At 41.2% G+C, this 26,653-nt stretch carries 32 protein-coding genes; 25 read left to right on the top strand and 7 right to left on the bottom strand.

Features of this window, described 5'->3' with window-relative positions; genetic code table 11:
• Positions 1 to 217: 217 nt before the first annotated feature.
• From alaS to ACZ5B7_RS23120, 12 genes are all read left to right on the top strand, one after another.
• Entirely contained in the window at positions 218 to 2,857 is a 2,640-nt protein-coding gene (alaS, locus tag ACZ5B7_RS23175; RefSeq protein WP_464491125.1) for an alanine--tRNA ligase, read from the top strand.
• A gap of 55 nt (positions 2,858 to 2,912) precedes the next feature.
• Positions 2,913 to 3,179 carry an IreB family regulatory phosphoprotein gene (locus ACZ5B7_RS23170; RefSeq protein WP_066311816.1) on the top strand — a complete coding sequence of 89 codons (267 nt, stop codon included), beginning with the start codon at positions 2,913 to 2,915 and terminating at the stop codon, positions 3,177 to 3,179.
• A gap of 3 nt (positions 3,180 to 3,182) precedes the next feature.
• Positions 3,183 to 3,599, top strand: coding sequence for a Holliday junction resolvase RuvX (gene ruvX / locus ACZ5B7_RS23165; RefSeq protein WP_423799162.1), 417 nt, complete (start codon positions 3,183 to 3,185; stop codon positions 3,597 to 3,599).
• Between the two features lie 12 nt (positions 3,600 to 3,611).
• Positions 3,612 to 3,914 (top strand): DUF1292 domain-containing protein, encoded by a 303-nt coding sequence (locus tag ACZ5B7_RS23160; RefSeq protein ID WP_213120080.1) that lies wholly within the window; start codon positions 3,612 to 3,614, stop codon positions 3,912 to 3,914.
• 179 nt (positions 3,915 to 4,093) lie between these two features.
• Entirely contained in the window at positions 4,094 to 5,218 is a 1,125-nt protein-coding gene (mltG, locus tag ACZ5B7_RS23155; RefSeq protein ID WP_423799161.1) for an endolytic transglycosylase MltG, read from the top strand.
• A 232-nt stretch (positions 5,219 to 5,450) separates the two neighbouring features.
• Entirely contained in the window at positions 5,451 to 6,095 is a 645-nt protein-coding gene (locus ACZ5B7_RS23150) for an O-methyltransferase (RefSeq protein ID WP_464491124.1), read from the top strand.
• Positions 6,096 to 6,097: 2 nt separating this feature from the next.
• Positions 6,098 to 7,027 (top strand): peptidase U32 family protein, encoded by a 930-nt coding sequence (locus ACZ5B7_RS23145; protein ID WP_464491123.1) that lies wholly within the window; start codon positions 6,098 to 6,100, stop codon positions 7,025 to 7,027.
• Between the two features lie 24 nt (positions 7,028 to 7,051).
• Entirely contained in the window at positions 7,052 to 8,320 is a 1,269-nt protein-coding gene (locus ACZ5B7_RS23140) for a peptidase U32 family protein (protein ID WP_464491122.1), read from the top strand.
• Position 8,321: 1 nt separating this feature from the next.
• Positions 8,322 to 8,957 carry a uridine kinase gene (gene udk, locus ACZ5B7_RS23135; RefSeq protein ID WP_213144773.1) on the top strand — a complete coding sequence of 212 codons (636 nt, stop codon included), beginning with the start codon at positions 8,322 to 8,324 and terminating at the stop codon, positions 8,955 to 8,957.
• Between the two features lie 166 nt (positions 8,958 to 9,123).
• Positions 9,124 to 9,600: a transcription elongation factor GreA gene (gene greA, locus ACZ5B7_RS23130; protein WP_423799157.1), complete on the top strand. Its 477-nt coding sequence runs from the start codon at positions 9,124 to 9,126 to the stop codon at positions 9,598 to 9,600.
• 66 nt (positions 9,601 to 9,666) lie between these two features.
• Positions 9,667 to 11,415 (top strand): peptidoglycan D,D-transpeptidase FtsI family protein, encoded by a 1,749-nt coding sequence (locus tag ACZ5B7_RS23125; RefSeq protein ID WP_464491121.1) that lies wholly within the window; start codon positions 9,667 to 9,669, stop codon positions 11,413 to 11,415.
• Between the two features lie 95 nt (positions 11,416 to 11,510).
• The gene (locus ACZ5B7_RS23120; protein WP_464491120.1) at positions 11,511 to 12,179 is read left to right on the top strand and encodes a YrrS family protein; all 669 of its coding nucleotides are present in this window, start codon (positions 11,511 to 11,513) and stop codon (positions 12,177 to 12,179) included.
• 30 nt (positions 12,180 to 12,209) lie between these two features.
• Here ACZ5B7_RS23120 and ACZ5B7_RS23115 read toward each other — a convergent pair whose 3' ends face one another.
• Positions 12,210 to 12,413: a YrzA family protein gene (locus tag ACZ5B7_RS23115; protein ID WP_213120089.1), complete on the bottom strand. Its 204-nt coding sequence runs from the start codon at positions 12,411 to 12,413 to the stop codon at positions 12,210 to 12,212.
• A 188-nt stretch (positions 12,414 to 12,601) separates the two neighbouring features.
• On the opposite strand from ACZ5B7_RS23115, the gene mtnN reads away from it, so the two are divergent.
• Complete coding sequence (gene mtnN / locus ACZ5B7_RS23110) at positions 12,602 to 13,294, top strand: 5'-methylthioadenosine/S-adenosylhomocysteine nucleosidase (protein WP_423799154.1); 693 nt, start codon at positions 12,602 to 12,604, stop codon at positions 13,292 to 13,294.
• Between the two features lie 49 nt (positions 13,295 to 13,343).
• Here mtnN and ACZ5B7_RS23105 read toward each other — a convergent pair whose 3' ends face one another.
• Positions 13,344 to 13,604: a YrhC family protein gene (locus tag ACZ5B7_RS23105; RefSeq protein WP_464491119.1), complete on the bottom strand. Its 261-nt coding sequence runs from the start codon at positions 13,602 to 13,604 to the stop codon at positions 13,344 to 13,346.
• A gap of 521 nt (positions 13,605 to 14,125) precedes the next feature.
• Between ACZ5B7_RS23105 and ACZ5B7_RS23100 the strand changes: the two genes are divergently transcribed.
• The gene (locus ACZ5B7_RS23100) at positions 14,126 to 14,266 is read left to right on the top strand and encodes a YrzI family small protein (protein WP_464491118.1); all 141 of its coding nucleotides are present in this window, start codon (positions 14,126 to 14,128) and stop codon (positions 14,264 to 14,266) included.
• 56 nt (positions 14,267 to 14,322) lie between these two features.
• Positions 14,323 to 14,463 carry a YrzI family small protein gene (locus ACZ5B7_RS23095; RefSeq protein ID WP_213144781.1) on the top strand — a complete coding sequence of 47 codons (141 nt, stop codon included), beginning with the start codon at positions 14,323 to 14,325 and terminating at the stop codon, positions 14,461 to 14,463.
• A gap of 430 nt (positions 14,464 to 14,893) precedes the next feature.
• On the opposite strand, the gene ACZ5B7_RS23090 is transcribed toward ACZ5B7_RS23095, so the two are convergent.
• Together ACZ5B7_RS23090 and ACZ5B7_RS23085 are read right to left on the bottom strand one after the other, a co-directional pair.
• Positions 14,894 to 16,696, bottom strand: coding sequence for a M3 family oligoendopeptidase (locus tag ACZ5B7_RS23090; protein ID WP_464491117.1), 1,803 nt, complete (start codon positions 16,694 to 16,696; stop codon positions 14,894 to 14,896).
• A 120-nt stretch (positions 16,697 to 16,816) separates the two neighbouring features.
• A complete protein-coding gene (locus ACZ5B7_RS23085) occupies positions 16,817 to 16,984 on the bottom strand; it encodes a hypothetical protein (protein WP_464491116.1) in 168 nt (55 codons plus the stop codon).
• A gap of 160 nt (positions 16,985 to 17,144) precedes the next feature.
• Here ACZ5B7_RS23085 and ACZ5B7_RS23080 point away from each other — a divergent pair, with 160 nt between their 5' ends.
• Positions 17,145 to 18,119: a F510_1955 family glycosylhydrolase gene (locus ACZ5B7_RS23080; protein WP_464491115.1), complete on the top strand. Its 975-nt coding sequence runs from the start codon at positions 17,145 to 17,147 to the stop codon at positions 18,117 to 18,119.
• A 223-nt stretch (positions 18,120 to 18,342) separates the two neighbouring features.
• Here the strand turns inward: ACZ5B7_RS23080 and sigK are convergent, their stop codons facing one another.
• Complete coding sequence (sigK, locus tag ACZ5B7_RS23075) at positions 18,343 to 19,062, bottom strand: RNA polymerase sporulation sigma factor SigK (protein WP_213144785.1); 720 nt, start codon at positions 19,060 to 19,062, stop codon at positions 18,343 to 18,345.
• Positions 19,063 to 19,233: 171 nt separating this feature from the next.
• Positions 19,234 to 19,773, bottom strand: a complete 540-nt coding sequence (pssA, locus tag ACZ5B7_RS23070) for a CDP-diacylglycerol--serine O-phosphatidyltransferase (protein WP_213120099.1) — start codon at positions 19,771 to 19,773, stop codon at positions 19,234 to 19,236.
• 131 nt (positions 19,774 to 19,904) lie between these two features.
• On the opposite strand from pssA, the gene ACZ5B7_RS23065 reads away from it, so the two are divergent.
• Entirely contained in the window at positions 19,905 to 20,687 is a 783-nt protein-coding gene (locus tag ACZ5B7_RS23065) for a phosphatidylserine decarboxylase (protein ID WP_464491114.1), read from the top strand.
• Positions 20,688 to 20,751: 64 nt separating this feature from the next.
• Here the strand turns inward: ACZ5B7_RS23065 and sda are convergent, their stop codons facing one another.
• Positions 20,752 to 20,892, bottom strand: coding sequence for a sporulation histidine kinase inhibitor Sda (gene sda / locus ACZ5B7_RS23060; RefSeq protein ID WP_213144787.1), 141 nt, complete (start codon positions 20,890 to 20,892; stop codon positions 20,752 to 20,754).
• Between the two features lie 488 nt (positions 20,893 to 21,380).
• On the opposite strand from sda, the gene ACZ5B7_RS23055 reads away from it, so the two are divergent.
• Genes ACZ5B7_RS23055 through ACZ5B7_RS23020 form a run of 8 tightly spaced genes read left to right on the top strand, consistent with a single transcriptional unit; the run spans position 21,381 to position 26,407 of the window.
• Complete coding sequence (locus ACZ5B7_RS23055; protein ID WP_213144788.1) at positions 21,381 to 21,896, top strand: YqeG family HAD IIIA-type phosphatase; 516 nt, start codon at positions 21,381 to 21,383, stop codon at positions 21,894 to 21,896.
• Positions 21,897 to 21,899: 3 nt separating this feature from the next.
• Complete coding sequence (gene yqeH, locus ACZ5B7_RS23050) at positions 21,900 to 23,006, top strand: ribosome biogenesis GTPase YqeH (RefSeq protein ID WP_464491113.1); 1,107 nt, start codon at positions 21,900 to 21,902, stop codon at positions 23,004 to 23,006.
• Between the two features lie 27 nt (positions 23,007 to 23,033).
• Positions 23,034 to 23,864, top strand: coding sequence for a shikimate dehydrogenase (gene aroE, locus ACZ5B7_RS23045; protein ID WP_464491112.1), 831 nt, complete (start codon positions 23,034 to 23,036; stop codon positions 23,862 to 23,864).
• Between the two features lie 3 nt (positions 23,865 to 23,867).
• Positions 23,868 to 24,158 carry a ribosome assembly RNA-binding protein YhbY gene (yhbY, locus tag ACZ5B7_RS23040; protein ID WP_213144791.1) on the top strand — a complete coding sequence of 97 codons (291 nt, stop codon included), beginning with the start codon at positions 23,868 to 23,870 and terminating at the stop codon, positions 24,156 to 24,158.
• Positions 24,159 to 24,175: 17 nt separating this feature from the next.
• Complete coding sequence (locus ACZ5B7_RS23035) at positions 24,176 to 24,745, top strand: nicotinate-nucleotide adenylyltransferase (RefSeq protein WP_423802666.1); 570 nt, start codon at positions 24,176 to 24,178, stop codon at positions 24,743 to 24,745.
• Complete coding sequence (gene yqeK, locus ACZ5B7_RS23030; RefSeq protein WP_464491111.1) at positions 24,735 to 25,304, top strand: bis(5'-nucleosyl)-tetraphosphatase (symmetrical) YqeK; 570 nt, start codon at positions 24,735 to 24,737, stop codon at positions 25,302 to 25,304. Before ACZ5B7_RS23035 ends, yqeK begins: the two co-directional genes overlap by 11 nt.
• Positions 25,305 to 25,661, top strand: a complete 357-nt coding sequence (gene rsfS / locus ACZ5B7_RS23025) for a ribosome silencing factor (RefSeq protein WP_213144793.1) — start codon at positions 25,305 to 25,307, stop codon at positions 25,659 to 25,661.
• The gene (locus tag ACZ5B7_RS23020; RefSeq protein WP_464491110.1) at positions 25,658 to 26,407 is read left to right on the top strand and encodes a class I SAM-dependent DNA methyltransferase; all 750 of its coding nucleotides are present in this window, start codon (positions 25,658 to 25,660) and stop codon (positions 26,405 to 26,407) included. Before rsfS ends, ACZ5B7_RS23020 begins: the two co-directional genes overlap by 4 nt.
• The last annotated feature ends 246 nt before the right edge of the window (positions 26,408 to 26,653 follow it).

The following is a 26,653-nucleotide window of genomic DNA, read 5'->3' as shown; positions in this document are numbered from 1 at the left end:
GGCCCCCCTTGGCTGAAAGGGGTTCTGGATGAAGGATAACAGAACGCTAATCCGGAGTGCAGCTAACCACTGCCGTAAGACCTGCGTTAAAGGCTTTTGAGAGATGGGTGCAGTTTTTGTATCCATAATCAGGGTGGTACCGCGAGATATGCTCTCGTCCCTGTTTTGGGATGAGGGCTTTTTTGTGTGCTTTTTTAAAATAAAGGAGGTATAAAATATGAAAAATTTAACTGGATCGCAAATTCGCTCGATGTTTTTACAATTTTTTAATGAGGAAAAAAGTCACCATGTTGAGCCAAGCGCATCTCTAGTTCCCCATGATGACCCGTCATTGTTGTGGATTAACAGCGGTGTCGCAACCTTAAAAAAATATTTTGATGGCCGTGTCGTGCCTGAAAATCCAAGAATCACAAATGCTCAAAAATCGATTCGGACTAATGATATTGAAAACGTCGGCAAAACCGCCCGTCACCATACTTTCTTTGAAATGCTTGGGAACTTCTCTATCGGTGAGTATTTCAAGAAGGAAGCCATTGAGTGGGCTTGGGAGTTTTTAACGGACGAAAAATGGATTGGTTTTGAGAAAGAACTTCTTTCTGTGACGATTCATCCTGAAGATCATGAAGCCTATGAAATTTGGCATAACACGATCGGCATTCCAGAGGAGCGGATTATCCGTCTTGAAGGGAACTTCTGGGATATCGGCGAAGGCCCAAGTGGTCCAAATACGGAAATTTTCTATGACCGCGGACCTGAGTATGGCAATGACATTAACGATCCAGAATTGTATCCTGGCGGGGAAAACGAACGCTACTTAGAGGTTTGGAACCTTGTGTTCTCTCAATTTAACCATAATCCTGACGGTACATATACGCCGCTGCCAAAGAAAAACATTGATACCGGTATGGGACTTGAGCGGATGGCATCAGTTGTGCAAAATGTTCCGACCAACTTTGACACAGACCTATTTATGCCGATTATTCGGGCGACTGAAGAAATCTCAGGGGTAAAATATGGTGTTGAAAAGGGGCAGGATGAAGCTTTCAAAGTGATTGCTGACCATATCCGAACCGTAGCTTTTGCGATTGGTGACGGAGCGCTGCCATCAAATGAAGGCCGCGGCTATGTGCTAAGACGCTTGCTCCGCCGTGCTGTTCGGTATGCTAAGCAAATCAACATCAATCGTCCATTTATGTATGAGCTTGTTTCGGTTGTAGGTGAAATCATGCATGATTTCTATCCGGAAGTAAAGGATAAGGCTGAATTCATTCAGAAAGTCATCAAAACGGAAGAAGAACGCTTCCATGAAACCCTTCATGAAGGCTTAGCGATTTTAGCAAGCGTTATTAAGAAGGAAAAGGAAAAAGGCAGCGACATCATCTCTGGTGAAGATGTTTTCCGTCTTTATGATACGTATGGTTTCCCAGTTGAATTGACTGAAGAATATGCCGAAGAAGAAGGCATGAAGGTTGACCACGATGGCTTTGAGTCAGAAATGGAAGTCCAGCGGGAACGTGCCCGTGCGGCCCGTCACGATGAAAATTCGATGCATGTTCAAGGCGGCGTATTAAGGGATATTACTGTGGCAAGTAAGTTTGTTGGGTATAATGAACTGACCACGAACTCCTCAATTTTAGCGATTATTAAAAATGGCGAACTGATGGATGAGGCTTCAAGCGGTGAAGAAGTTCAGCTTATTCTTGATATTACTCCGTTTTATGCAGAAAGCGGCGGACAAATTGCCGACCGCGGTGTCATTCAAGGCGATGGGACAGTGGTTTCAGTTAAAGACGTTCAAAAAGCGCCGAACGGCCAGAACCTTCATAAAGTAATAGTGGAAAGCGGAACAATAAAGACAAACCAGCAGGTAACTGCCCAGGTGGATTCGGAAAATCGTGTGAAAATCATTAAGAACCATACAGCTACCCACTTATTGCATCGTGCGTTAAAGGATGTATTAGGGGAGCATGTGAATCAGGCAGGGTCACTTGTCGAACCGGACCGTCTACGCTTTGACTTCTCGCATTTTGGTCAAATTAAACCAGAAGAACTGGAGCAAATCGAAAAGATTGTCAACGAAAAAATCTGGAGCAGCATCGAAGTGGATATCAGCCAAAAGCAAATTGCTGAAGCAAAAGCAATGGGAGCAATGGCCCTGTTCGGTGAAAAATACGGCGACATCGTTCGCGTCGTCAAGGTTGGCGACTACAGTCTGGAGCTGTGCGGTGGCTGCCACGTTCCAAACACCTCTGTTATCGGCGTGTTTAAAATCGTCTCTGAGGGTGGAATTGGTGCCGGCACAAGGCGAATTGAGGCTGTTACCGGCGAATCAGCATACAAAGCTTTAAATGAGCAGGTCGGCATGTTAAAGGATGCTGCGGAGAAATTGAAGGTTATTCCAAAAGAAGTGGGGCATCGAATTGATGGTTTACTGGCTGAAATCAAACACCTTCAACGAGAAAATGAATCGCTCTCTGCCAAGCTTGGGAATATTGAGGCAGGAAATCTGGTCAACAAAGCAAAAGAAATCAATGGAGTTACTGTCTTAGCCGCAAAAGTTCAAGCGCAGGATATGAACAACTTGCGAAACATGGCTGACGATCTGAAACAAAAGCTCGGTTCTGCAGTGATTGTATTGGGAAGCGCCCAAGATGGCAAGGTGAATTTAATTGCAGCCGTTACAAAGGATTTAATTGAACAAGGTTACCATGCCGGCAAGTTAATTAAAGAAGTGTCTGCCAAGTGCGGCGGCGGCGGCGGCGGCCGTCCTGATATGGCTCAGGCAGGCGGCAAGGACCCTGAAAAACTGGATTCAGCGCTATCCTTTGTCGAAGAATGGGTAAAATCTGTTTTGTAATAAGGACAAAGTAGTGTAAAATGTAGGTAACAATTCCAATTCGAGGTGCACGTTCATGAGCTCATTTGATAAAACAATGAGATTTAATTTTCCTGAAGAGCCTTTTGAACATGATGTCAATGATGTTCTTTTTCAAGTGTATGAGGCATTAAAGGAAAAAGGGTATAACCCTATTAATCAAATTGTCGGTTACCTATTATCTGGAGACCCAGCCTACATTCCGCGTCATCGCGATGCCCGCAATATCATCCGTAAGCTGGAACGGGATGAAATCATTGAAGAACTGGTAAAATCGTATTTAAAACAGCAGCGAGAGGGTTAATCAATGCGTTTAATGGGTTTAGATGTAGGTTCAAAGACAGTTGGAATCGCCTTAAGTGATGAACTTGGGTGGACCGCGCAAGGCCTGAAAACACTCAAAATTGATGAAGAAAAAAAACAGTTCGGTTTTGAGGAAATTGGCCAATTAATCAACGAAAATCAAATTAATACTGTAGTAGTAGGCTTTCCAAAGAATATGAACGGTACAATCGGACCGCGCGGAGAGGCAAGTCAGTATTATGCGGAAGAACTGGAACGCCGGTTTGCCGTTCAAACCGTTTTATGGGACGAGCGGCTGACCACTATGGCAGCAGAACGAATCCTGCTTGAAGCAGATGTCAGCAGGAAAAAGCGGAAGAAAGTCATAGATAAAATGGCGGCCGCCATGATTCTTCAAGGCTATTTGGATAGTAAAAAATAATGAGGTGAAAAAATGGCGCACGAACACCATTATGATGATGAACAATATATTACCCTGATCAATGAAAACGGTGACGAGGAGTTATTTGAAATTCTGTTTACCTTTGAATCTGATGAATTCGAAAAGTCATACGTTTTATGTTATCCGGTTGGTGAGGCAGAGGATGATGAGGAAGTCGTTGTCCACGCCTATTCCTACATCCCTACTGAAGAAGGCGAAATTGGAGAATTATCACCTGTCACAACCGATGAAGAATGGGACATCATTGAAGAAGTATACAATACCTTCATCCAAGATGAAGAAGAAGAAGAATAACACTCAGGAGGAATCAGCTGTCAAAGCTGGTTCCTTTATTTTTTTATCGTCCAATTTCCGTCGACAAATTAAATGTAAAATTGACATTTTTCCTACCTTATGCTGAAATTATTACGACATGGTTCAAGTTTAATATAGAATAAATAAAGCACCCGAGCTAACAGGGAGGGGGAAATTAGATGACAGAAGACAAGAAACATGTAATTCGGCAAAAAATGCTCGAACATCAGAGTGAAGCACGAATCGTCAGAAGAATTGTGTTAATTATTACGATTATATTGGCGGTCACCATCGTCCTCATTGGCGGCGGGGGATACCTCTATATACAATCAGCACTTAAACCCGTAGATTCTAGCAGCAAAGTGCAGAAAAATGTGGAAATTCCGATTGGCTCCTCAGTAACTGGGATAGGTGAAAGGCTTGAGCAAAACGGGATCATTAAGGATGCCAAGGTGTTCAAATATTATGTAAAGCTCAAAAATGAAGGCGGCTTTATGGCGGGGGACTATCAATTAAGTCCTTCCATGGATGTTCCTGAAATTGTCAGCCGCTTGAAAACAGGCAAGGTCCTTGCCAAGGCATCGTTTAAAATTGCAATACCAGAAGGAAAACAGCTGAAGGAAATTGCGGCCATTATGGCGAAGGCAACAAATCAGGATGAAGCCCAGGTACTTGCTAAATTGAATGATAAAGAATTTATAAAAACATTAATGGCAAAATACCCTGATATTCTAACGAATGAAATCTTGAACCCTTCAATCATGTACCCGCTAGAGGGGTATTTATATCCAGCCACCTATCCATTCTTTAAACCGAATCCATCTGTTGAGGAAATGGTTACAGCCATGCTTGATAAAACGAGAGAAGTTCTAGCTGACTACACAGATGAGGCGAAAGATAAAAAGCTGTCCGTTCATCAGCTCCTTACAATGGCATCCTTGGTTGAGGAAGAGGCCACGGAGAAAGCTGACCGAAAAAAGATTTCCAGCGTCTTTTATAATCGGATGGAAAAGGGGATGCCGCTGCAGACGGATCCAACCGTTCTATATGCCCAAGGTAAGCATAAGGAAAGAGTGGTCTATAAGGATTTGGAAGTGAATTCTCCTTACAATACGTATAAAAATCCCGGACTTCCACCAGGCCCTATTGCTAATGCAGGAAAATCATCCATTGAAGCTGCGTTAGAACCGGAACAAACGGATTATTATTATTTCCTGGCAACCGCGGACGGCACGGTTATTTTCACTAAAACGCTAGAAGAACACAATCAGGAAAAAGCCAAGCATATTTCCAGTAAAAAATAGTACGTCACCCGAGGGAATTATTCGCATTCCCTCTTTTTTTATGGTAGAATACTAAAGTGTTTCATAAGGTATCTATAGCGTCACTCACAGGTTATTTTGGCGGTTTACTGCCAGTGTCAATGGTCCGAATGAATATCACTCGGTTCGTTGTTTTTCTGTGAACGCTATTTTTTATGTCTAAAGAGCTATATTTTGGCAACAATGCAGTTTAAAAGGATTGAGGTGAAGCAGCTTGTTAAATGAAAAGCTGCATTCTTATATAGAAGGTCTAATTCCGGAGCGTCATTCTTTGTTAATGGAAATGGAGAGTTATGCCAACGAGCATCATGTTCCAATCATGGAGCTGGCCGGAATGGAAGCGATGCTTCAAATGCTAAGAATCCATGGTGCTAAAAATATCCTTGAAGTGGGCACCGCCATTGGCTACTCTGCATTGAGAATGGCTTTTGCACTTCCGGATTCGAATATTATCACGATTGAGCGGGATGAAGAACGCATTCAATTAGCAAAAGAATTTATTGCTAGGTCCGATTACCATGAAAATATTTTTCTCATCGAAGGAGATGCGCTGGATGTTGAAGAGCGTGTAAGAGGCCATGCTCCCTACGATGCTATTTTTATTGATGCGGCTAAGGGGCAATATCAAAAATTCTTTGAAATTTACTCAAAATATTTAAAAGCAGACGGTTTGATTATTACGGATAATGTATTGTTTAAAGGTCTTGTTGCAGAATCGGATATAGAATCTAAAAGGACGCGGAACCTTGTCAAAAAAATAGACGAATTTAACCGCTGGTTAATGAATCATAAGGATTTTGATACGGTTATTCTCCCAGTCGGTGATGGGGTCGCAATCAGTAAACGAAGAGGTGAATGAAAATGAAAAAGACAGAACTATTGGTAACTCCCATTTCTGTTAATGACATTTTGCCATTGGCAGAGGCAGGGGCTGATGCCTTTGTTGTTGGGGAGCAGCGCTACGGCTTGAGACTTGCAGGGGAATTTACTCGAAGTGACGTGCAAAAAGCTATTGAACTGGCTCACTCAAAAGGAAAAAAAGTATATGTGGCTATGAATGCCATTTTTCATAATGATAAACTTCCAGAGCTGAACGATTATATTCGCTTTGTATCTGATGCAAAGGCTGATGCTATTATATTTGGCGATCCGGCTGTATTAATGGCTGCGAAAGAAACAGCTCCGGAAATGAAGCTGCATTGGAGCACCGAGACAACTGGTACCAACTGGTATACCTGTAACTATTGGGGCAGAAAAGGAGCGAAAAGAGCTGTCCTTGCCCGCGAAATTAACATGGATTCAATCGTGGAAATAAAGGAACAAGCAGAGGTTGAAATTGAAGTTCTCGTTCATGGAATGAGCTGCATGTTTCAATCGAAGCGTTCGCTCTTAGGCAACTATTTTGAGTACCAAGGCAAAGTCATGGAAATCGAAAACCGCAAACAGCAAAAGAATATGTTCCTCCACGATAATGAACGCGAGAACAAATACCCGATTTTTGAAGATGAAAATGGAACTCATATTATGAGCCCAAATGATATCTGCATTATCGATGAGCTGCAGGATATGCTTGAGGCCGGAGTTGATTCGTTTAAAATTGATGGAATCTTAAAGAGTCCGGAATATATTTTAGCTGTTACAAAATTATACCGCGAAGCCATTGACCTTTATTTTGAAGACTCGGACAATTATGAGGACAAAAAGGACGAGCTGTTAGAGGCGATTGAACAAATCCAGCCGGCTAACCGCCCATTAGATACAGGATTCTATTTTAAAGAGACAGTTTACTAATTAAGAAAGGGAGGAGTTCAAATCATGAGTACTGTAAAAGATAAGATTTCAGAGATTATTGATGGAAAACGCGTCATTGTCAAAAAGCCGGAACTCCTAGCTCCTGCAGGCAATCTTGAAAAATTAAAAATCGCTGTTCATTATGGTGCTGATGCCGTATTTATCGGCGGACAGGAATACGGACTGCGCTCCAATGCCGACAATTTCTCTCAAGAAGAAATCAAAGAAGGCGTAGAGTTTGCGAAAAAGTACGGGGCTAAAATTTATGTAACCACTAATATTTATGCTCATAATGAAAATATTCCCGGTCTGGAAGAATATATTCTAGGACTAAAAGACGCGGGAATTGCGGGAATTATCGTGGCAGACCCGCTGATTATTGAAACCTGCCGCAGGCTTGCACCTGAAATTGAAGTTCATTTAAGCACACAGCAATCTCTTTCTAACTGGAAAGCCATTCAATTCTGGCAGGAAGAGGGGCTTGAGCGTGTCGTATTGGCCCGGGAAACAAGTGCGGAAGAAATCCGTGAAATGAAGGAGAAGGTGGATATTGAAATTGAGACCTTCATCCATGGAGCGATGTGTATCGCTTATTCCGGCCGTTGTACTCTCTCTAATCACATGACAGCCCGCGATTCTAACCGCGGCGGCTGCTGTCAATCATGCCGCTGGGATTATGACTTGTATCAGTTAGAGGGCATGGATGAAAATGCCTTATTTGCTGAGGGTGATTCTCCGTTCGCGATGAGTCCGAAGGATTTAAACCTTATTCAGTCCATTCCGAAAATGATTGAGCTGGGCATCGACAGCTTGAAAATTGAAGGACGGATGAAGTCCATTCACTATATTGCCACTGTCGTAAGTGTCTACCGAAAAGTGATTGATGCGTACTGTGCGGATCCTGATAATTTTGTGATTAAGAAGGAATGGCTTGAAGAGCTTGATAAATGTGCCAACCGTGAAACGGCTACGGCCTTTTTCGAGGGTGTTCCCGGGTATAAAGAGCAAATGTTTGGTAATCATAGCAAAAAGACTAGTTTTGAATTTGTCGGTCTTGTCTTGGATTATGACAATGAAACGCAAATGGTTACCCTGCAGCAGCGTAATCACTTCAAACCTGGTGATGAAGTTGAATTCTTTGGACCGGAAATTGAGAACTTTACCCATGTAATCGATAAGGTTTGGGATGAAAAAGGAAATGAATTGGATGCGGCAAGACATCCGCTTCAAATTGTACGATTTAAAATGGACAAACCGGTTTATCCTAACAACATGATGCGAAAGGAGAACTAGCATGATGCATAGGCCGGTTGTGATCGGTGTTGCCGGAGGGTCAGGCTCCGGTAAAACGAGTGTGTCAAAAGCGATATATGAAAGCTTTAAGGGTCACTCGATTTTAATGCTTGAACAGGATTATTATTATAAAGACCAAAGCCATCTGCCGTTTGAGGAGCGGTTAAAAACGAATTATGATCATCCGCTTGCCTTTGATACGGATTTACTTATCGAGCATATCGAACAGCTCTTGAGGTATGAGCCGATTGAAAAGCCGGTATATGATTATTCCATTCATACACGCTCTGACCAGGTAATTGATGTAGAGCCGAAGGATGTTATCATCTTAGAGGGAATTTTGGTTCTTGAGGACGAGCGGCTCCGTGATTTAATGGATATTAAATTATTCGTCGATACCGATGCGGATATTCGTATTATCCGCCGCCTCCAGCGAGATATTCAGGAACGCGGGCGTACACTTGATTCGGTTATAGACCAATATGTCAATGTTGTCCGCCCGATGCATAACCAATTTATTGAGCCGACCAAGCGCTATGCAGATATCATTATTCCTGAAGGCGGGCATAATCATGTGGCGATTGATTTAATGGTCACAAAAATTCAAACAATTCTTGAACAAAAGTCATTTTTATGAAACAATAGCAAGTGATAATCCTAAAAATGTCCACAAAATGGATGAATATTAGCTGCGCGCCCTGTAATAGGACGCGCTGCTATCAATTTTTTGCCAATTGGCATAATGCTTACATACCATACATACACAATCTATGGGGGTTGTGAGATCAGAAGGAGTGAGGGTTTTGGCTGCAGAAAAAGTTTTTCCAATGACTCAGGCAGGAAAAGAAAAATTAGAACAGGAACTTGAATATTTAAAAACGGTTAAGCGTAAAGAGGTAGTAGAAAGAATTAAAATCGCCAGAAGTTTTGGGGATTTATCTGAAAACTCCGAGTACGATTCTGCTAAAGAAGAGCAAGCTTTTGTTGAAGGCAGAATCACTACGTTAGAAAATATGATCCGCAATGCCAAGATTATCAGTGAAGGTGAATTGGCAGGGGATACTGTGTCTCTAGGCAGCTCAGTAACATTTGTTGAGCTTCCGGACGGCGATGAAGAAACCTATACAATTGTCGGTAGTGCAGAGGCAGATCCGTTCGAAGGGAAAATTTCCAACGACTCTCCAATTGCCAAGAGCTTAATGGGCAAAAAGGTAGGGGACCAAGTATCTGTCCAAACCCCTGGCGGCGAGATGAGTGTCCGTATTGTTAGTATAAAATAAGGAAAAATCAGCCTGAATAGTTTGAAAACGCTAAACCTCGTCAAAACTTTTGACGAGGTGTTTTTTATGTGGAGAAGAAGAGCAAAAGGCTGGCTTATAATTTGTATCGTTTGCTTTATGCTTTTAATGGGGCGTCTTATGCAAATTCAATTGTTTGAGACGGAAACCTTTTCCAAGCATAATGTGAATTTGCTTGAAGACAGCGTCCAGCAGAGGACACAGGAACTGGTGATTGATAATGGGAGGGGGAACTTTCTGGACCGAAACGGCACCATGCTGACACATAAAAAAGTCAGTGTACTTGTCTTATTCCCATTCCTAAAAAAGTTGGACTGGGATATTAAAAAGGTGTCCGACATCTCAGGCATATCGGAAATTGCTCTGAAAAATGCGGTGAACTCAGCGAAAAAGCCATTTGCCTATGGTGACCCGGCCCCAATTGAATTGACACCTTCACAGATGGAAAGAATCAATGCGTTAAACATACCTGGCGTATTTGCGATAGAGAAGAAATTTGAACGGGCCAATGTGCCGGCAGAACAATTGCTTGGACTGACAGGAGAAAATGCAGCCGAATTGCAAAAGCGCTATCCTAATAAAGAGCTGTCCGAGAAAACCTTAATAGGTGTTTCTGGGCTTGAGGAAAGCTTTGATGAATTCCTGCTTCCTGAAGGGAAATCGAAGCTTGTCTACCATGTAGACGGGGGAGGGGCGCCTTTATTTGGCATAAACGTAAAATATGTTGACCCGGCTAATCCATTTTATCCTGTCAATGTTCGGACAACCATTGATAAAACAATTCAGCAAAAAGCCGAGGAGCTGGTTGATAAGTATCAAATTAAAAAAGGTGGACTGGTTCTGCTGAACATCGAGGATAACAGTGTTCTGGCTATGGTTTCAAGGCCTGACGTCAATAAGAAGGATCCTTACAGCGGGACAGGCATTACTAATAGAATGCTGAAGCAGCAAATCATGGGTTCTGTTTTTAAAACAGTTGTTGCGGCGGCCGCAATTGACCATAATCTTGATGATCCAAACAGACTGTTTGACTGCAGTAAAAAAATCAATGGCAAACCGGAATTAAAATATGATTACGGCATGTTAAATTTTACGGATAGTTTTGCCAGAAGCTGTAATCGCACCTTTGGTGAACTGGCGAAGGAGCTGCAAAAGATCGATCCAAATCTTTTGGAAGTGTATGCAGAGAAATTGTCTTTAACGGGTTCTGTCGGTTGGCAGGGAGACGTTTATCATACAAGTGATTTCAAACAGTTTGATAATGAAGACAAGGGCAGGGTCTTTCTGTCCGATGAGGCTAGAAAGGATCCGAACTTTGCCGCAATGTCCGGAATTGGCCAGAATGAGGTCAGGGCAACTCCACTGGCGGTTGCCAATATGATGGCGAGCATCGCTAGGGGCGGCAAGAAAGAATCGGTCCGCGCCGTTTCAAAAATAGAGTATAAAAACGGAACTACGATGGTTAATTTCCCTGAACAGCCGCTTAAAGGAGATTCCATTTCCCCATATACGGCGATGAAACTACAAAAATTACTGAGAGAGGTCGTATTGAACCCAAATGGGACGGGCCGCTGGTTTAAGGAACTCCCGTATGAGGTGGCCGGAAAATCCGGTACAGCTGAAACTGGTAAATATGAGGATGGCAAGCAGCTGCATAATAAGTGGTTTGCAGGCTATTTTCCCTATCAGAATCCAAAATATGCACTAGTAACCGTTAATTTGGATGTGACAGAAAATGAAGGAGGGGTAAATTTATTATTTGCCGATATGGTGAAAATGCTGTCCGAGCAGGATTGATGGCTTAATTCAATGTTAAATCGAGGAAATTCCTTCAAGTTGTTTTGAAATCATGTTAAAATATTCACAGCCTAGCTTTTTAGGAGGGATTATTTTTGAATAATGATTTCAAGCAAAATTCACGGTCTACTTACCGTGCCAAAAGAAAAAAAACGAATATTGTCTTAAATAGTTTAATTATCATTGTCCTGGCCTTAATTATTTTGGTAGCTTATAATATTTTTGCATCCGGAAGTGACGAGAAAGCTGTGACTAAACAGGAAACGCCGAAACAAGAACAAAAACAGGCGGCACCTAAAGAGAAAAAAGCTGAAGAGACCAAGAAAAAGGAAAAGCCTTCAGAAGATAAAGCAGCCGAAGAGGAAGATGTAAAACAAAGCGAGGAAGCCACAGCACCAGAAAAAGCTGATGATTCACAGGCTGTTGTTACTGATGGAGGGACTTCGCCTAATGTGGTAAAAACCATTGAAAATCCAGCTTGGAAGCCAGTAGGTACAACGCAAACAGGAGAACATACAGCTGTCTACGATCAATCTTCAGTTGATTGGCAGGAAATGCTGAAGGCCGTCTCCTATGCAACTGGGCTGGATTCTGGCAATATGACTGTTTACTGGCTCGGCCGGGATAAAACTACTGCTAATGCATCCTTTGCTACAGTTGCATCCAAGGATAAACAGCAGAAATATAATGTATATATCAAGTGGGTTGATGGCGAAGGCTGGATGCCGACAAGGGTCGAAGAATTAGCGGAAATCCAGCAATAGTGAGCAGGATGGGCCTTAACCGGTTCCATCCTATTTCTTTTTAAAATGGACCACTGCCGAAAAGTAGGTTTGTCCTTTTTCATTCACATGGACTTGATGGGAAACGGAGTGGACCCCCAGCAGGATTCCTTTGTTGACCTCGATTTGGTTCGCGATTTTCTTTTCCAGCGTTTTTAAATCTCCGGCTTCAAAAAATTCCACTTTATCTTCAATAAAATCAAGTTGAAAATTCATCTATACAACCTCCTTCCATGCATAATTCTAATGAAATATTTATTCTAAATCAATGATTTGATAGAAAGCTGTCAGCAAAAAAGGTACAATGATGTTTGCGGATACGATGTATCAATTTGAAGAAAATAATAAAACAATCGTTTAAGCGAAAAATAAAGCAAAAGCTTTTAGGAGAGAGGTTTATACATATGAAAATTGCTATCATTGGTGCAATGGAAGAGGAAGTAACCTTACTAAGAGACCATATTGAAGGACAAACAAAAGAAGAAGTAGCTGGCTGTGAATTTACCTTTGGGAAAATGCACGGCAAGGATGTCATCCTGTTACGTTCAGGCATTGGTAAGGTAAATGCCGCCATGTCTACAACCATTCTATTGGATAAATATAAGCCAGATTGCATCATCAACACTGGTTCTGCTGGCGGTTTAAATCCAGACCTTAATGTGGGAGATGCTGTCATTTCAACAGAAGTGCGCCACCACGACGTTGATGTAACGGCTTTTGATTATGAATATGGCCAGGTACCCCAGCTGCCGGCAGCTTTCTTGGCTGATGAAAAGTTAATGTCGATTGCCGAAGCAGCAGCAGAGGAGTTGGAAAATTTCCAGATTGTCAGAGGCTTAATTGCAACAGGCGATTCCTTTATGGAGGACCCTAAAAAAGTGGAATTTATCCGTGGGAAATTTAAAAATCTACAGGCAGTGGAAATGGAAGCAGCGGCAATTGCGCAGGTCGCCTTTCGATTTGGTGTTCCATTTGTGATTATTCGTTCCCTTTCGGATATTGCTGGGAAAGAGTCAGAAATTTCCTTTGACCAGTTTATCGATAAAGCAGCCACAAATTCGGCGACTTTAGTTATGAAAATGGTAAAGGCTTTATAAGGTACATTCCTTGAATAACAAAAAAGCGCCTCATTCACAGCAGAGGCGCTTATTTCTTCGAGTAATAATCCTGTCCATCCTCTATCTCATGCAATTTCATTTCGCATTGCTTGGAAAAAGTAAAGAAAAGTATCGATGCAGCCAAGAAGGACATAGAGGATAGAATGCATATATTTAAATCCATATCCGTTTTTATATCGGACGGAATAATGACACCAATAAAGAAAAAGATACCCACAGCCAATAAAACAGTTCCAAACCGCTTAAAATCAGCCATCTTCTCATAAAGACTTCGCGTTTTCTGCTTCACAGCTGATTCACCCCTTCTTTAAAAAATCTACTAAACCACTTTACCATACAAATTTCCGATAAACAGTAAGTAAATTTTTGAAAAGATGCCTAACACTTAATACTATGGGACTTTTAACCATTTTTGAAAAAATTTTCGAAAAGTGGTTTACAAAACACCTGTATGTGGATATAATTACCGTAGCAAGTAAAAAATTCCAAAAAGGAGGTCGAAGGTAATGTTATTAGCGATTAATGTAACGAGTTGTTTCCCGAAAGCAATGGCTGAAACTGAATATTTGAATATCATGCATTCGACCAGATTGGAATGGACTGCTTAGTGCTAATTTGCATCTACATATCCATGCCGCAGGGAGAATGACGCCTTGCGGTATTTTTGTGCCCTTTTTTCAGGAATGGCCGCAAGGAACTATCTTCTTGCGGCCTTTTTGTGCCCTTTTTGCGAGCCGATTGGATATGTTCTGCATAAATTAAAAATGTTGTTGGACTAACAGAAATAACTTTATAAGGAGGTGATCAAACATGACACTGAATATTCTATTCTTCACCATCACAATTCGAAAAAGAACAGTAACATTGCAGGAAGCTGCTCAGCAGGAAATGGTTGAAAAGCTTTACGAGCAAAATAGGGACCGCCAGATTTCTATGCATCATTTCATGTAATCAAGAATTTGGCTGCAGTGAAAAAATTAGGGGTTTAACTAAAGGAAGTGATAATTATGACCCTGAATATATTGTTTTTAACGATTACGATTTCAAAAAGAAAAGAAAGCCTTGATGAAGCTCTTAATCAAGAAAGGATTAACAAGCTTTACGAAGAAAACAAAGACCGACAAATATCTATGTACCGTGTTATGTAAGTGGGAACAAAATTAAAATTATGAAAGGTGGTTTTTATAATGATTTATTTAATGCAGGGAAGAGGAGCTTATTTCTGGGATTTGAAAGATACCACTTAGCCAAGGGAATTTGGGATAGGGAAGTAGTCGGTATGCCGCTGCATATTTTGCTTTTGTCGCTTATTTTTAAGTCTAATAAAAAGGAATCATAATTTCATTTTAGGATTGAAGTTTGTTAACATAATGTTCACATTTCCTGAAGTTAGATACTGTGAAAATATGATAAATTGAAGGTAAGAAAGCAGTATCCATTAAGGGGTGGGGAAGATGTTCATGGTGGCAATAGCCTTCGTTATTACGGGCGCAATTGGCTGTGTAATCTCTGCTGAGATCAGTGTTGTTGAATAACAAAGAAGCATCGGCCAATTGGCCGATGCTTTTATAATGTTCTTCATTTTCCTTCAGTCAGTTCCAAGAATTCATCGATGTCATCCAAACAGATACCTACAGCTTTTTCCCAGAAATCCTTTTCTGTCAAGTTTACCTGAAGATGTTTCGCTGCAAGGTCTTCAACTGTCATGGATGCTGTATCACGCAGCAAGGAAATGTATTTTTCTTCGTAGCCTTTCCCTTCCGCTAGTGCCTGTGCGTAGATCCCCAATGAGAAAAGATACCCAAATGTATAAGGGAAGTTATAGAACGGAACACCTGTAATAAAGAAATGCAGCTTTGATGCCCAGAATAATGGATGATACTCCTCAAGGGCGTCACAGTACGCTTCTTTTTGTGCCTCTAACATTATCTCATTTAACCGTTCAACAGAAATAGGTCCCTGCTTTCTTTCTTCGTAAAAACGGGTTTCAAACAGGAAGCGGGCATGGATATTCATCAACAGAGCAACGGTTCTTTGAATCTTATCATCAAGGAGAACCAGCTTTTCATCGTCATTCTTCGCACTCTTAACAGAAGCGTCGGCCACAATCATCTCAGCAAACGTAGAGGCAGTTTCGGCCACGTTCATCGCATATAAGCGGTTGATGTGCGGGACGCCTCTCATTGCGTACGTATGGAAGCCGTGTCCTAGCTCATGGGCTAATGTGGAGACATTTGACGGCGTGCCTGAGTATGTCATGAAAATGCGAGATTGTTCGCTCTCTGGCAGATAGGTACAGAATCCGCCCGGTGCTTTGCCTGGCCGGTCTGCTGCTTCAATCCACTGCTCCTCAAACGCCATTTTGGCAAATGCTGAAAGCTTTTCGCCGAATTTTGCAAAGTTTTCTTCAATAAATTGGGCGCCTTCCTGATAAGAAAGTTTGGATTCTGTTGTGCCGTATGGGGCATCAAGGTCAAACCAGCTTAACTTTTCAAGGCCAAGGATCTGTGCCTTCCGCTCTAAATATTTCACGAGTTTTTCCTTGTTTTCTGTGATGACCGCCCACATGGTGTCAAGCGTCTCTTTTTTCATTCGGTTGATGCTAAGGGGTTCTTTTAACACCTCATCCCAACCCCGTTTTTTGTATACATTTAAACGGAATCCGGAGAGATGATTTAAGGTTTTTGCCAAGAAGTCTGCCTGATCGCCCCATGCCTTCTCCCAGTTTTCAAAAACAGCTTGTCGGATTTCTCTGTCTGGGTTGGAGAATTTATTGAAAGCCTGACCGACAGACAGCTGTTTTTCCTCACCATTTTCGTCGGTATATTGAACTTTGATTTTGCTGACGATTAAGTCATATAATTGGCCCCAGCTGTGATAGCCGTCGACACCAAGAGCGTTAATGAGTGCTTCCTCTTCTTTTGAAAGCTTCTCTTTGGCCCGATCACGCCATTCCGATAAAATAAAGCCAAGCTCCTTTAAAGAAGCTAAAGATATAATGTTATCCCATACTTTATCGTCTATTGATGTCAGCAGATTGTGAAAAGCTCCAAGCTCTGTTTGGAAGGCTGCACTTAATCCGGTAACCTGTGCATCAAGTGCGTACGCCTTTTTATCCTCGGTATTTTGTGCCAGCAGGCATCCGATAAATGCACCTGCCTGACGGAGCTTTTTTCCAGTTTTCTCAAAATCACGAAGCACCTCTTGCAGGAACGCACTGTCCTGGGCAGAGTTGCTTGGTGTCCAGTTATTTATTTTTGTTTGGAAAAGGTTAATCAATTCTTCGGTTTGTCTCAGGTGATTCTGCAATTCCGGGGAATCGCTTCCTCCTTTAAAAAACACATCAAGATTCCAAATATCTGAATATGTAACCGCTGCCATAATGGGACCTCCTTTTTATATGTACGTTCTTAATTATATTGTTATTTTTCAAAAAATTCCATCAAAATGGCAAGGCGGTATAGAAAAAGCTTATGCCAAAACGCATAAGCTACAAAAAGTTTAATAATAAAAACAGCTAAACCACCACCAGGCGAAGAAGATTAACAGCAGTATAAAAAGGACAATCACAACTGCAAACCAAATCCAGCCGCGCCGTGCGCAAGGGGCTGAATATGCAGCATAGGGAGCCCCGAAGCCGGCGGGGGCGTATGGGTAACCAAAAGCCATCTAACACACCCCCTTTTCCTGTTTTTAATAGTCTATGTGGTTGTATGCCTTCATGAATAGGCACCTGCTGAAAGAATGTCTATAAACTGATTATTTGACAATGATACTAAGGCTGAGTTATAAGTGATAAGAATTAATATTCTCGCTTGGAGGAATAGAAGTGAAGGGTCATAAGTTAATTTACTTTACGATTTTAATCGTGTTTATTTTGGCTGCTGCTGGCTGCACAAATAATACGAAGGAATCTAAAAAGACTGAACAGAATCAAAAAACCGCTGTACTGCCGAAGTTTGATGTTACAGAAGCAAAATCGATAAAGGTTAACCGGATCTATGGGATTGGTTATCCTGGTAATGACGACGCTCTCTATGTAGCAGCGGGTAATGGTCTAAAGATATATAAGGAAGCAAATTGGTTCGAAACGACAACGAACCGTCATCAATATATGGGGTTTCAGGCCGTGGAAGATGGCTTTATCTCAAGCGGACATCCGCAAAAAGGGACAGGTTTAAAAAATCCGCTTGGGCTTGTTAAAAGCGATAATAAAGGGGAGACCTTAAAAAAGCTGGCCTTTTATGGAAAAGGTAACTATGTTTTCATGGCCTCAAGCTATTCAGGTAAAGGTCTTTATGTGATCAGTGATCAAGAGACGGACCAATTAAATACTGGTGTGAATTATTCTAAAGATAACGGGCAGACCTGGCAGCCTAGTAAATTCAAAGACTTTCAAGCAGATTCGCTTGGAATGATGGCTGTCCACCCGGTCAATGGAGACATTATGGCCATGTCTACTCGGTCAGGCATTTATTATTCCACCGATAATGGAAACACGATGAAGCTTATGACAGAGCCATTTATGGTTACTGCTGTTACTTTTGCCGGAGATTCACTTTTATTTTGTAGTGTTGAAAACGACAAAATACTTTTAAAAACTTTAGATCCTGCAACGGCCGAGCAAACGAATATTGCCATTCCATTCTTGGACTACGATAATCCGATTACATATTTGGCAGTAAATCCTAAGAATCCAAACCAAATGGCCTTCACTACTTACAAAAATGACCTTTATGAAAGCCCAGATGGCGGGAAAACGTGGAATAATTTATTTTTAAAAGGGGAAAAAGAGCAGGAGTAGCCTGCTCTTTTTTACGGTCTAGGAAATTATAGATTAAGTCATCGTGGATAATTTGTTACTAGGATAGACACGTCCAGCTCCAGCGCCCTAGCGGCTAGTGTCCTTCGCTCTCCGCCCTACGATAAGTCAAGCACGAATGCGCTTACGCTCTTCGTGTTTCCTTTATCTCAGTTGGAGAGCTCCAGGCCATACGCCGCTGAACAGGGCGCTTGCGCTTTTGTTCTTATGAGTTTTTTTTCTTTTTTTCCTTCTCGGCCCGGTAAAATTCATGGAACATTTTCATCAGAGCCCGCTTTTCAATCCTAGATACATAGCTTCTTGAGATGCCAAGCTCTTTGGCAATTTCGCGCTGGGTTTTTTCTTTTTGCAGATCAAGACCAAAGCGGCCGATAATCACTTCTTTTTCCCGGCTGTCTAAAACCTCGATATATTTCTTGATTTTTTCAAGTTCCATATTCAGCTGGATCGTATCAATAACATCTTCCGATTCTGATTTCAAGACATCGATTAAGGAAATTTCATTCCCTTCTTTATCCTGGCCAATCGGGTCGTGCAGGGAAACATCTTTTTTTGTCTTTTTTAAAGCGCGAAGGTGCATTAAAATTTCATTCTCTATACAACGTGCAGCATACGTGGCCAGCTTTGTTCCTTTACCCTCTGAATAACTCTCGATGGCTTTGATTAACCCAATCGTTCCAATCGAGATTAAATCCTCAGAATCCTCACCGGTATTTTCAAATTTTTTTACGATATGGGCAACCAGCCGCAAATTGTGTTCAATCAACATATTTCGCGCATGGGAATCCCCTTCTGCCATCAAGCGCAGGTACTTTCTTTCATCTGCAGCGGATAGGGGTTGAGGAAAGGCGTTGTTCTTTACGTAAGATACAAGAAATAAAAATTCCTTAACCAAATAGCCAAGAGCCGTTAAGATTCCAGACATTCACTTCCACCCCGTATCTTTATTGGACTTTAGCCTATTATTAATTCCTATGAAGAAAACGGGAAATTGTGTCTGTCCAGTTAATTTTATTTGAGTGCGGTAGGAAATATAAAAAAAAAGACCTACTTAGTACTAAAACCAAGTAAGTCAAATTTATTAAATTTGGAATTTTTAAACTTTTCTAAGCTTAAAGGTGCTAACCATAAGGAATGAAAGAATGATAATAATAAATAAGAACGTTTGTGACGGCAGGTATGGTATCGCCAAAAAGCTTAGGGTTGCCAAACAGCCAGCAGCTGTAATCGGCAGACCAGTAAAGTAGCCGTTGCTTTCGGTAATATTAAACCTAGCTAAACGAAAGGCACCGCAGCCAATATAAAATACAGTGAAAAATGAACCCGGGCCGCCGAATTCATTTAAAATTCCTTGGTATAGTAATAGTGCAGGGGCAACTCCAAATGATATAATATCACTCATGGAATCTAATTGTTTACCTAATTCCGACTCAATATTAAATTTTCGGGCGATCATTCCATCAAATCGATCTGCCAGCGCCGCAATAAAAATGAGCAATAAGCTTAATCGCAAATTCCCGTGCAGACCAAACACGATGGCAAATCCACCTAATGATAAATTGGCTAAAGTGATGACATTTGCAGTTTGCGATTTTAACTTCTTGATGGTTTGATCTATAACATCCAATAAAAACATTTTTTACCTACCACTCCTTTCTTCAAGCCGAAGGAATTTATAATTTCCACAGTTTACTTTATAATATTTAATTTTAAGGGTTTTATGTCTATTCGTAAAGAGTATTTTTACACTATTTGGGGGTAATACCAGTGATACAGTCCTTTTACCGATTATTTATTGAATTAACGAATGGAAGGTGGACATCAAGATTCTTAAAAAGATTTGCCAGGTCCCGTGCGAGCCGCGTCATTGTCCCTTCCTTTGCAAGAGTTTATCATCTCAATTTAGGAGAGATGGAGAAGGAACTGCACGAGTTCCCTACCCTGCATGATTTATTTGTCAGAAGGCTGAAGAAGGATGCACGGAAAATTGATGAAGCAACCGATTCTGTGGTGAGTCCGGTTGATGCAGTCATTGAAGATGTTGGGAAAATCAATCAGAATAGTGAGATTCTTGTAAAAGGAAAAACGTATTCTATCGAAGAAATGCTGGGGGACGCAGGAGCTTTGCCAAAATATTTAAATGGTACATATATGATTCTATACTTAAGCCCAAGTCACTACCACCGGATTCACAGCCCGGTAAGCGGTACGGTTACTAAGCAATGGAAACTTGGTTCAAAATCCTATCCTGTTAATAAGCTCGGGCTAAAATACGGAGTTCGTACACTAGCCAAAAACTATCGTGTCATTACAGAAGTTCAAACAGAGTTTGGGCATGTGGCGATCGTGAAGGTTGGGGCTATGTTTGTTAATTCTATTGAAACCATTCATGAGGGTTCAGATTTAACAAAAGGCGGTGAGATGGCTTATTTTACCTTTGGGTCAACAGTAGTGTTGCTGTTTGAACATAACATTTTCGAGCCTGCTGCGGATCTGGAAACTCCTAAAGAAATTAAAGTCGGCGAAAAAATTGGTACCCTATTAAAATAAAAATGAGGCGCGCAAAAATAGCGCCTGCTTTTGGGCAAAAAGAAAAGCCCATTTGGGCAGTTAATTATGATGATTTTTTTATTTTATAAGAAAGGGACCGACGGCGAATTTCGGACTCAATAAGGTTAATAAATTCGCTGCTTAGGTTTAATTCTCTTGCTTTAAAGTAAGATTCAATCAGTAATTCATCGGAAAGTTTACGCATGTCTGATTCCACCTCCGGTTTATAAATTGATGGTTCTATTTTAGTAAAAGGGAACATAATATAGTAAGTTCAGATGGTGTACCCTAAATCTACCAAATTTATTCCTGTAGAACAATCGTTCTAATTATCCACAGGATAAGGTGGATAACTTGTGATTAGCTTGTTTATAAAACGATGAAAGGTGTATGATTCAATAGGTATAATGTTAATAACGTTATCCACAGGTGTCGGGAAAGTAGATGTTTGTCGAAAAATATTTTTATTTTTTTATAAAACTGCCTTTTTCTTCGTAAATCTGATATGATTCTGCCTATTTTGCATACATACCTATCATGTATTGTCGGGATTTGAAGAACAATAAGATTAAGAATAAAATGGTTTTGCTTTTTCTTTTGAAACCAAAGTTAAAATTAGTTATGATGGTACAAGAATAGGGAAATCCTTGGCTTCATCACCAAAGATTAGTAATTTAATGAGGTGTACGCTTAGTGCTAAAACAATTTTTACCTGATGAACACGTGAAGAGCATTCTTGAGATATCTCCGGAACAATTAAAATCAAGAGGCATAAAGGGAATTATTACTGATTTGGATAACACATTGGTGGAATGGGACCGTCCAAACGCAACTCCCGCTTTAATTAAATGGTTTGAGGAATTAAAAAAGCAAAATATTCTAGTTACAATTGTTTCAAACAATAATAAAGAACGGGTAGGAGCCTTTGCAGATCCTCTCGATATTCCGTTTATTTTTCAAGCCCGAAAGCCGCTTGCAAAGGCTTTTAAGAAAGCAATTACACAAATGGGCATAAAAAAAGAAGAGGCTGTCGTAATCGGCGATCAGCTGTTAACCGATGTGCTTGGCGGAAATCGCAGCGGCTTTCATACCATTTTGGTGGTGCCTGTTGCCCAGACAGACGGCTTTTTCACAAAATTCAACCGTTTTGCAGAACGGCGGATTTTAAATTGGTTTCGAAAAAAAGGAATGGTTTCATGGGAGGATTAATTAGTGAGTGACCTACAACATATATGCATAGGCTGCGGAGTAAAGGTTCAGACAGAAGACCCTGAGAAAATTGGTTATGCTCCCGCTTCCGCATTGGAAAAAGAAACAATTATTTGTCAAAGATGCTTTCGTCTTAAGCATTATAATGAAGTACAGGATGTCAGCTTAACAGATGACGATTTTTTAAAAATACTAAATGGAATCGGCAAAACCGATGCGTTGGTTGTCATGATAGTCGATATTTTCGACTTTAACGGCAGTTGGCTTCCAGGGCTGCACCGGTTTGTCGGCGGCAATAAAGTGATCCTCGTTGGCAACAAGGTCGATCTGCTGCCGAAATCAGTTAAACATAATAAATTGATTCATTGGATGAAGCAGGAAGCATGGGAGCTAGGTTTGCGTCCTGAGGAGGTATTTTTGGTCAGTGCGGCAAAGGGCTGGACGATGAAAGAAACAGCCGCTGCCATAGATGAATACCGCGATGGAAAGGACGTCTATGTAGTCGGCTGTACGAATGTTGGAAAATCTACCTTTATCAATCGGATTATAAAAGAGGTGACCGGCGAAGGGGATATCATTACGACCTCTCACTTTCCTGGCACGACGTTAGATATTATCCAAATTCCGCTTGATGACGGAAAATCATTAGTGGATACACCGGGAATTATCAATCACCATCAAATGGCGCATTTTGTTGATAAAAGGGATTTAAAAGTGATTACGCCTAAAAGAGAAATCAAGCCGATGGTTTTTCAATTGAATGAGGGGCAGACATTATTCTTTGGCGGGCTGGCCCGGTTTGATTACGTAAGCGGAGGCAGAAGATCTTTTGTTTGTTATCTTTCCAACGATTTAAACATCCATCGGACAAAAATCGAAAATGCCGATGAGCTTTATGAAAAACATGTTGGGGAAATGCTGACCCCTCCTCGGCAAGAGCAACTGGAAACATTTCCGGAGCTTGTCAAACAAGAGTTTTTCATTAAGGAAGCTAAGACAGATATTGTTTTTTCCGGTCTTGGCTGGGTGACTGTCAATGAACCAGGAGCTAAGGTAATCGCCTATGTTCCCAAAGGTGTTCAAGCATTATTACGAAAATCATTAATATAAAAAGTGAAACTGGGTGGGGAGAAATACGTGAAAAAGCTATATGCGGTTATTGGATATCCAATCGGGCACTCCATGTCCCCGGTGATGCACAATGATTTATTTTCTTTTTATCAAATCGATGGCCATTATCTCTCTTTTCAAGTGGAACCGGAGAACCTCGAGGATGCTGTGAAAGGCTTAAAAGCAATTGGGGTTGGTGGATTTAATGTAACTGTTCCTCATAAAAGCAGGGTCATCCCTTATCTTGATGGGGTAGACGAACTGGCGAATGCAATTGGTGCGGTAAATACCGTCGTTAATGAAGACGGCCGTTTTATTGGTTATAATACAGACGGACTTGGATTTCTAACGGGATTGGAAAACCAATTTGCTTCTATTGAAGGAAAAAAAATTCTTGTGATTGGAGCGGGCGGTGCGACCAGAGGTATTTATTTTACTTTGGCAAAGGAAAAACCCGCTAAGATTGACATTGCCAACCGGACCGTGGAGAAAGCTTGGAGTCTCATTAATGATTGTCCGTATCCCAATTCATCAGCTGCCTTTTCTTTGGAGGAAGCGGAACAGGTACTGGAAGATTACGACTTAATTATCCAGACAACCATAATTGGGATGGCGCCGGAAATTTCTGAACAGCCGCTTAAACTCGACAACTTAAATAAACAGGCGATTGTTTGTGATATTATTTACAATCCGCTGAAAACAAAATTTTTACAAGATGCGGAACAAAAAGGTGCACAAATTCAAAATGGGATTGATATGTTTGTTTTTCAAGGGGCTCTTGCTTTTGAAAAATGGACAGGGACTTTCCCGGATGCAGAACGAATGAGAGCAATTGTGCTCAAACAACTCGGAGGTTAATACATGTTAACAGGAAAACAGAAACGATTTTTACGTTCAAAGGCCCATCATTTAGATCCAATTTTTCAAGTTGGAAAGGGCGGCGTAAATGAGAACATGGTAAAGCAAATTGCCGATGCTCTTGAGGCAAGGGAACTCTTCAAAGTAAGTGTCCTACAAAACTGCGACGAAGATAAAAATGTGGTTGCCCAGCAGCTTGCTGATGGGGCAGGGGCAGAATTAGTACAAATTATCGGAAATACGATTGTCCTTTATAAGGAATCGGTTGAAAATAAACAAATTACTCTTCCCTAAAGTAAAGGTGGGGTTGTATTGTGAAGGTTGGAATTTTGGGCGGAACGTTTGATCCACCGCATTTCGGACATCTTTTGATTGCTAATGAGGTTTTAGCCGCTCTTTCGCTTGATGAAATTTGGCTCATGCCGAATCGAGAGCCTCCTCATAAGAAAAAATCGGAATCGATTTCGAACAATGACAGGCTTCAGATGCTGGATTTGGCCATTGAAGGGAATCAGGCATTCAAAATTCAGCCAATCGAACTTGACAGGGAGGGGCCATCCTATACCCTTGATACGATGAAGGTCCTTAATGAAACCTATCCAGGGCATCAATTTCATTTCATAATTGGAGCTGATATGATTGAATATTTGCCTAAATGGCATAAAATTGATGAACTGGTAAAGCTTGTCCAATTTGTCGGCGTGCAAAGACCTTCCTACAGCCATCTTACAGAGTATCCTATTCTGTATGTTGATGTACCGGCGATGGAGGTATCTTCAAGTATGATTAGAGAAAGATTTAAAAACGGAAAAACTGCGCGTTATTTAATGCCTGATTCCATCATCCAATATATCGAGGAGAACCATTTATATGGAACGTGATGTAGCATTAAAGCTTGTAAAGGAACAATTAACGGAGCATCGCTACCAGCATACCTTAGGCGTAATGGAAACAGCCATTGCGTTGGCTAGAAGGTATGGGGCAGATGAAAAAAAGGCCGAAACGGCTGCTATTTTTCATGATTATGCCAAATTCCGCCCAAAAGAGGAAATGAAAGAAATTATTAGGACCCAGGGTTTTTCTCAGGATCTGCTCAGGTTTAATGCTGAACTTTGGCATGCTCCTGCCGGCACCTATCTTGTTGAGAAGGAAGCAGGGATTCAAGACCGAGAAATTCTCGACGCTATCCGTTACCATACATCAGGAAGGCCGGGGATGAGCCTGCTTGAAAAAATTATCTATTTAGCGGATTATATTGAACCAGGCAGACACTTTCCGGGTGTTGAGGAAGTACGGGAAATGGCAAAAGAGAATTTAGATAAAGCATTAATCCAATCAGTCAAAAATACGATATTATTTTTAATGAAAAAAAATCAGACTGTCTATCCAGAAACGTTTCATACGTATAATGATTTAATCCAAAATGGAAGGGTTGAGTAAATGGACAATCAAGAACTACTTCAATTGACAGTTAAAGCAGCGGATGATAAAAGGGCTGAAAACATTCTTGCACTAAACATGAAGGGAATTTCGCTAATTGCCGATTACTTTATGATTTGTCATGGAAATTCTGATAAGCAGGTTCAGGCAATTGCAAGAGAAATTAGGGAAAAAGCCAATGAAAACGGGCTTGATGTGAAGAGAATGGAAGGTTTTGATGAAGCGCGGTGGGTGTTAATCGATTTGGGGGACGTTGTTGCCCATGTATTCCATCGTGACGAAAGAAGCTATTATAATTTGGAGCGCTTGTGGGGAGATGCCCCGCGGGTTGACGTCTTGAGTGAATTAAATTCATGACAAGCTACCAGCATTTCGCCTATCTTTATGACGAACTCATGAAGGACGCACCATATGATGAATGGATTCGATTTGTGGAAGAGAAGCTTGCCAAATACGATATTAAAGGCAGAAAGCTGCTTGACCTAGCCTGTGGAACAGGGCAACTTTCTGTTCGTTTTGCCAAGCAGGGCTTCCAAGTGACCGGATCTGATTTATCGGCTGACATGCTGGCTGTTGCCCAAGCAAAAGCAGAAGCAGAGGGGCTTGTGATTCCATTCTTTGAACAGAATATGGCTGAATTCGAAAACCTGGAACAGTTTGATGTCATCGGCATCTTTTGCGACTCCTTGAATTATTTGGAAACGGAACAAGAGGTTAAAGAAACCTTTTTGCATGTTTTTCAACATTTACAGCAGGGCGGACTTTTTATTTTTGATGTTCATTCTATTTATAAAATCACTCAAGTCTTTATGAACCAAACCTTTGCTTTAAATGAAGACCATATCGCTTATATTTGGAATAGCTTCCCAGGGGAGGAGCCAAATAGCGTGGAGCATGAGCTAAGCTTTTTTGTCTTGGATGAAAAGTCGGGAAGGTATGATCGTTATGATGAGCTTCATTATCAGCGAACCTTTAGTGTTCAGCAATATTCCAATTGGCTGGATGAGGCAGGCTTTCAATTATTAGAGATAAATGCTGATTTTGAGCATGCTAAACCACAAACCCATTCAGAACGAATTTTTTTTATTGCACAAAAAAAATAAAGCCATCATAAAAAAGATGGCTTTCAGATTGTCGAGAAAGGTTCTTTTTCTCGGCAATTTTTTATTTATCCCTGCTAACAGGCCTGTTGATTTCCGCTCCGGGCACTCGCTTTCCGCGGGGAGGTCCTGAAGCCTCCTCGGCGCTATGGCGCCTGTGGGGTCTCCAGTGACCTCTATATCCCGCAGGAGTCGAGTGCCCTCCGCTCCAATCAACAGGGAGGCAAATCAACCAGAGGTATTGCAACA

Source organism: Neobacillus sp. S1115 (genome assembly GCF_055385565.1).
Note: the sequence above shows the minus strand (reverse complement) of the source record. Positions and strands in the feature narration are given on the sequence as shown.

Excerpts from the sequence above, each read along its gene's own strand:
- alaS (WP_464491125.1), top strand. The coding sequence starts at position 218 with ATGAAAAATTTAACTGGATCGCAAATTCGCTCGATGTTTTTACAATTT.
- ACZ5B7_RS23170 (WP_066311816.1), top strand. The coding sequence starts at position 2,913 with ATGAGCTCATTTGATAAAACAATGAGATTTAATTTTCCTGAAGAGCCT.
- ruvX (WP_423799162.1), top strand. The coding sequence starts at position 3,183 with ATGCGTTTAATGGGTTTAGATGTAGGTTCAAAGACAGTTGGAATCGCC.
- ACZ5B7_RS23160 (WP_213120080.1), top strand. The coding sequence starts at position 3,612 with ATGGCGCACGAACACCATTATGATGATGAACAATATATTACCCTGATC.
- mltG (WP_423799161.1), top strand. The coding sequence starts at position 4,094 with ATGACAGAAGACAAGAAACATGTAATTCGGCAAAAAATGCTCGAACAT.
- ACZ5B7_RS23145 (WP_464491123.1), top strand. The coding sequence starts at position 6,098 with ATGAAAAAGACAGAACTATTGGTAACTCCCATTTCTGTTAATGACATT.
- ACZ5B7_RS23140 (WP_464491122.1), top strand. The coding sequence starts at position 7,052 with ATGAGTACTGTAAAAGATAAGATTTCAGAGATTATTGATGGAAAACGC.
- udk (WP_213144773.1), top strand. The coding sequence starts at position 8,322 with ATGATGCATAGGCCGGTTGTGATCGGTGTTGCCGGAGGGTCAGGCTCC.
- ACZ5B7_RS23125 (WP_464491121.1), top strand. The coding sequence starts at position 9,667 with ATGTGGAGAAGAAGAGCAAAAGGCTGGCTTATAATTTGTATCGTTTGC.
- ACZ5B7_RS23115 (WP_213120089.1), bottom strand. The coding sequence starts at position 12,413 with ATGAATTTTCAACTTGATTTTATTGAAGATAAAGTGGAATTTTTTGAA.
- mtnN (WP_423799154.1), top strand. The coding sequence starts at position 12,602 with ATGAAAATTGCTATCATTGGTGCAATGGAAGAGGAAGTAACCTTACTA.
- ACZ5B7_RS23100 (WP_464491118.1), top strand. The coding sequence starts at position 14,126 with ATGACACTGAATATTCTATTCTTCACCATCACAATTCGAAAAAGAACA.
- ACZ5B7_RS23095 (WP_213144781.1), top strand. The coding sequence starts at position 14,323 with ATGACCCTGAATATATTGTTTTTAACGATTACGATTTCAAAAAGAAAA.
- ACZ5B7_RS23090 (WP_464491117.1), bottom strand. The coding sequence starts at position 16,696 with ATGGCAGCGGTTACATATTCAGATATTTGGAATCTTGATGTGTTTTTT.
- ACZ5B7_RS23085 (WP_464491116.1), bottom strand. The coding sequence starts at position 16,984 with ATGGCTTTTGGTTACCCATACGCCCCCGCCGGCTTCGGGGCTCCCTAT.
- sigK (WP_213144785.1), bottom strand. The coding sequence starts at position 19,062 with ATGTCTGGAATCTTAACGGCTCTTGGCTATTTGGTTAAGGAATTTTTA.
- pssA (WP_213120099.1), bottom strand. The coding sequence starts at position 19,773 with ATGTTTTTATTGGATGTTATAGATCAAACCATCAAGAAGTTAAAATCG.
- sda (WP_213144787.1), bottom strand. The coding sequence starts at position 20,892 with ATGCGTAAACTTTCCGATGAATTACTGATTGAATCTTACTTTAAAGCA.
- yhbY (WP_213144791.1), top strand. The coding sequence starts at position 23,868 with ATGTTAACAGGAAAACAGAAACGATTTTTACGTTCAAAGGCCCATCAT.
- yqeK (WP_464491111.1), top strand. The coding sequence starts at position 24,735 with ATGGAACGTGATGTAGCATTAAAGCTTGTAAAGGAACAATTAACGGAG.
- rsfS (WP_213144793.1), top strand. The coding sequence starts at position 25,305 with ATGGACAATCAAGAACTACTTCAATTGACAGTTAAAGCAGCGGATGAT.
- ACZ5B7_RS23020 (WP_464491110.1), top strand. The coding sequence starts at position 25,658 with ATGACAAGCTACCAGCATTTCGCCTATCTTTATGACGAACTCATGAAG.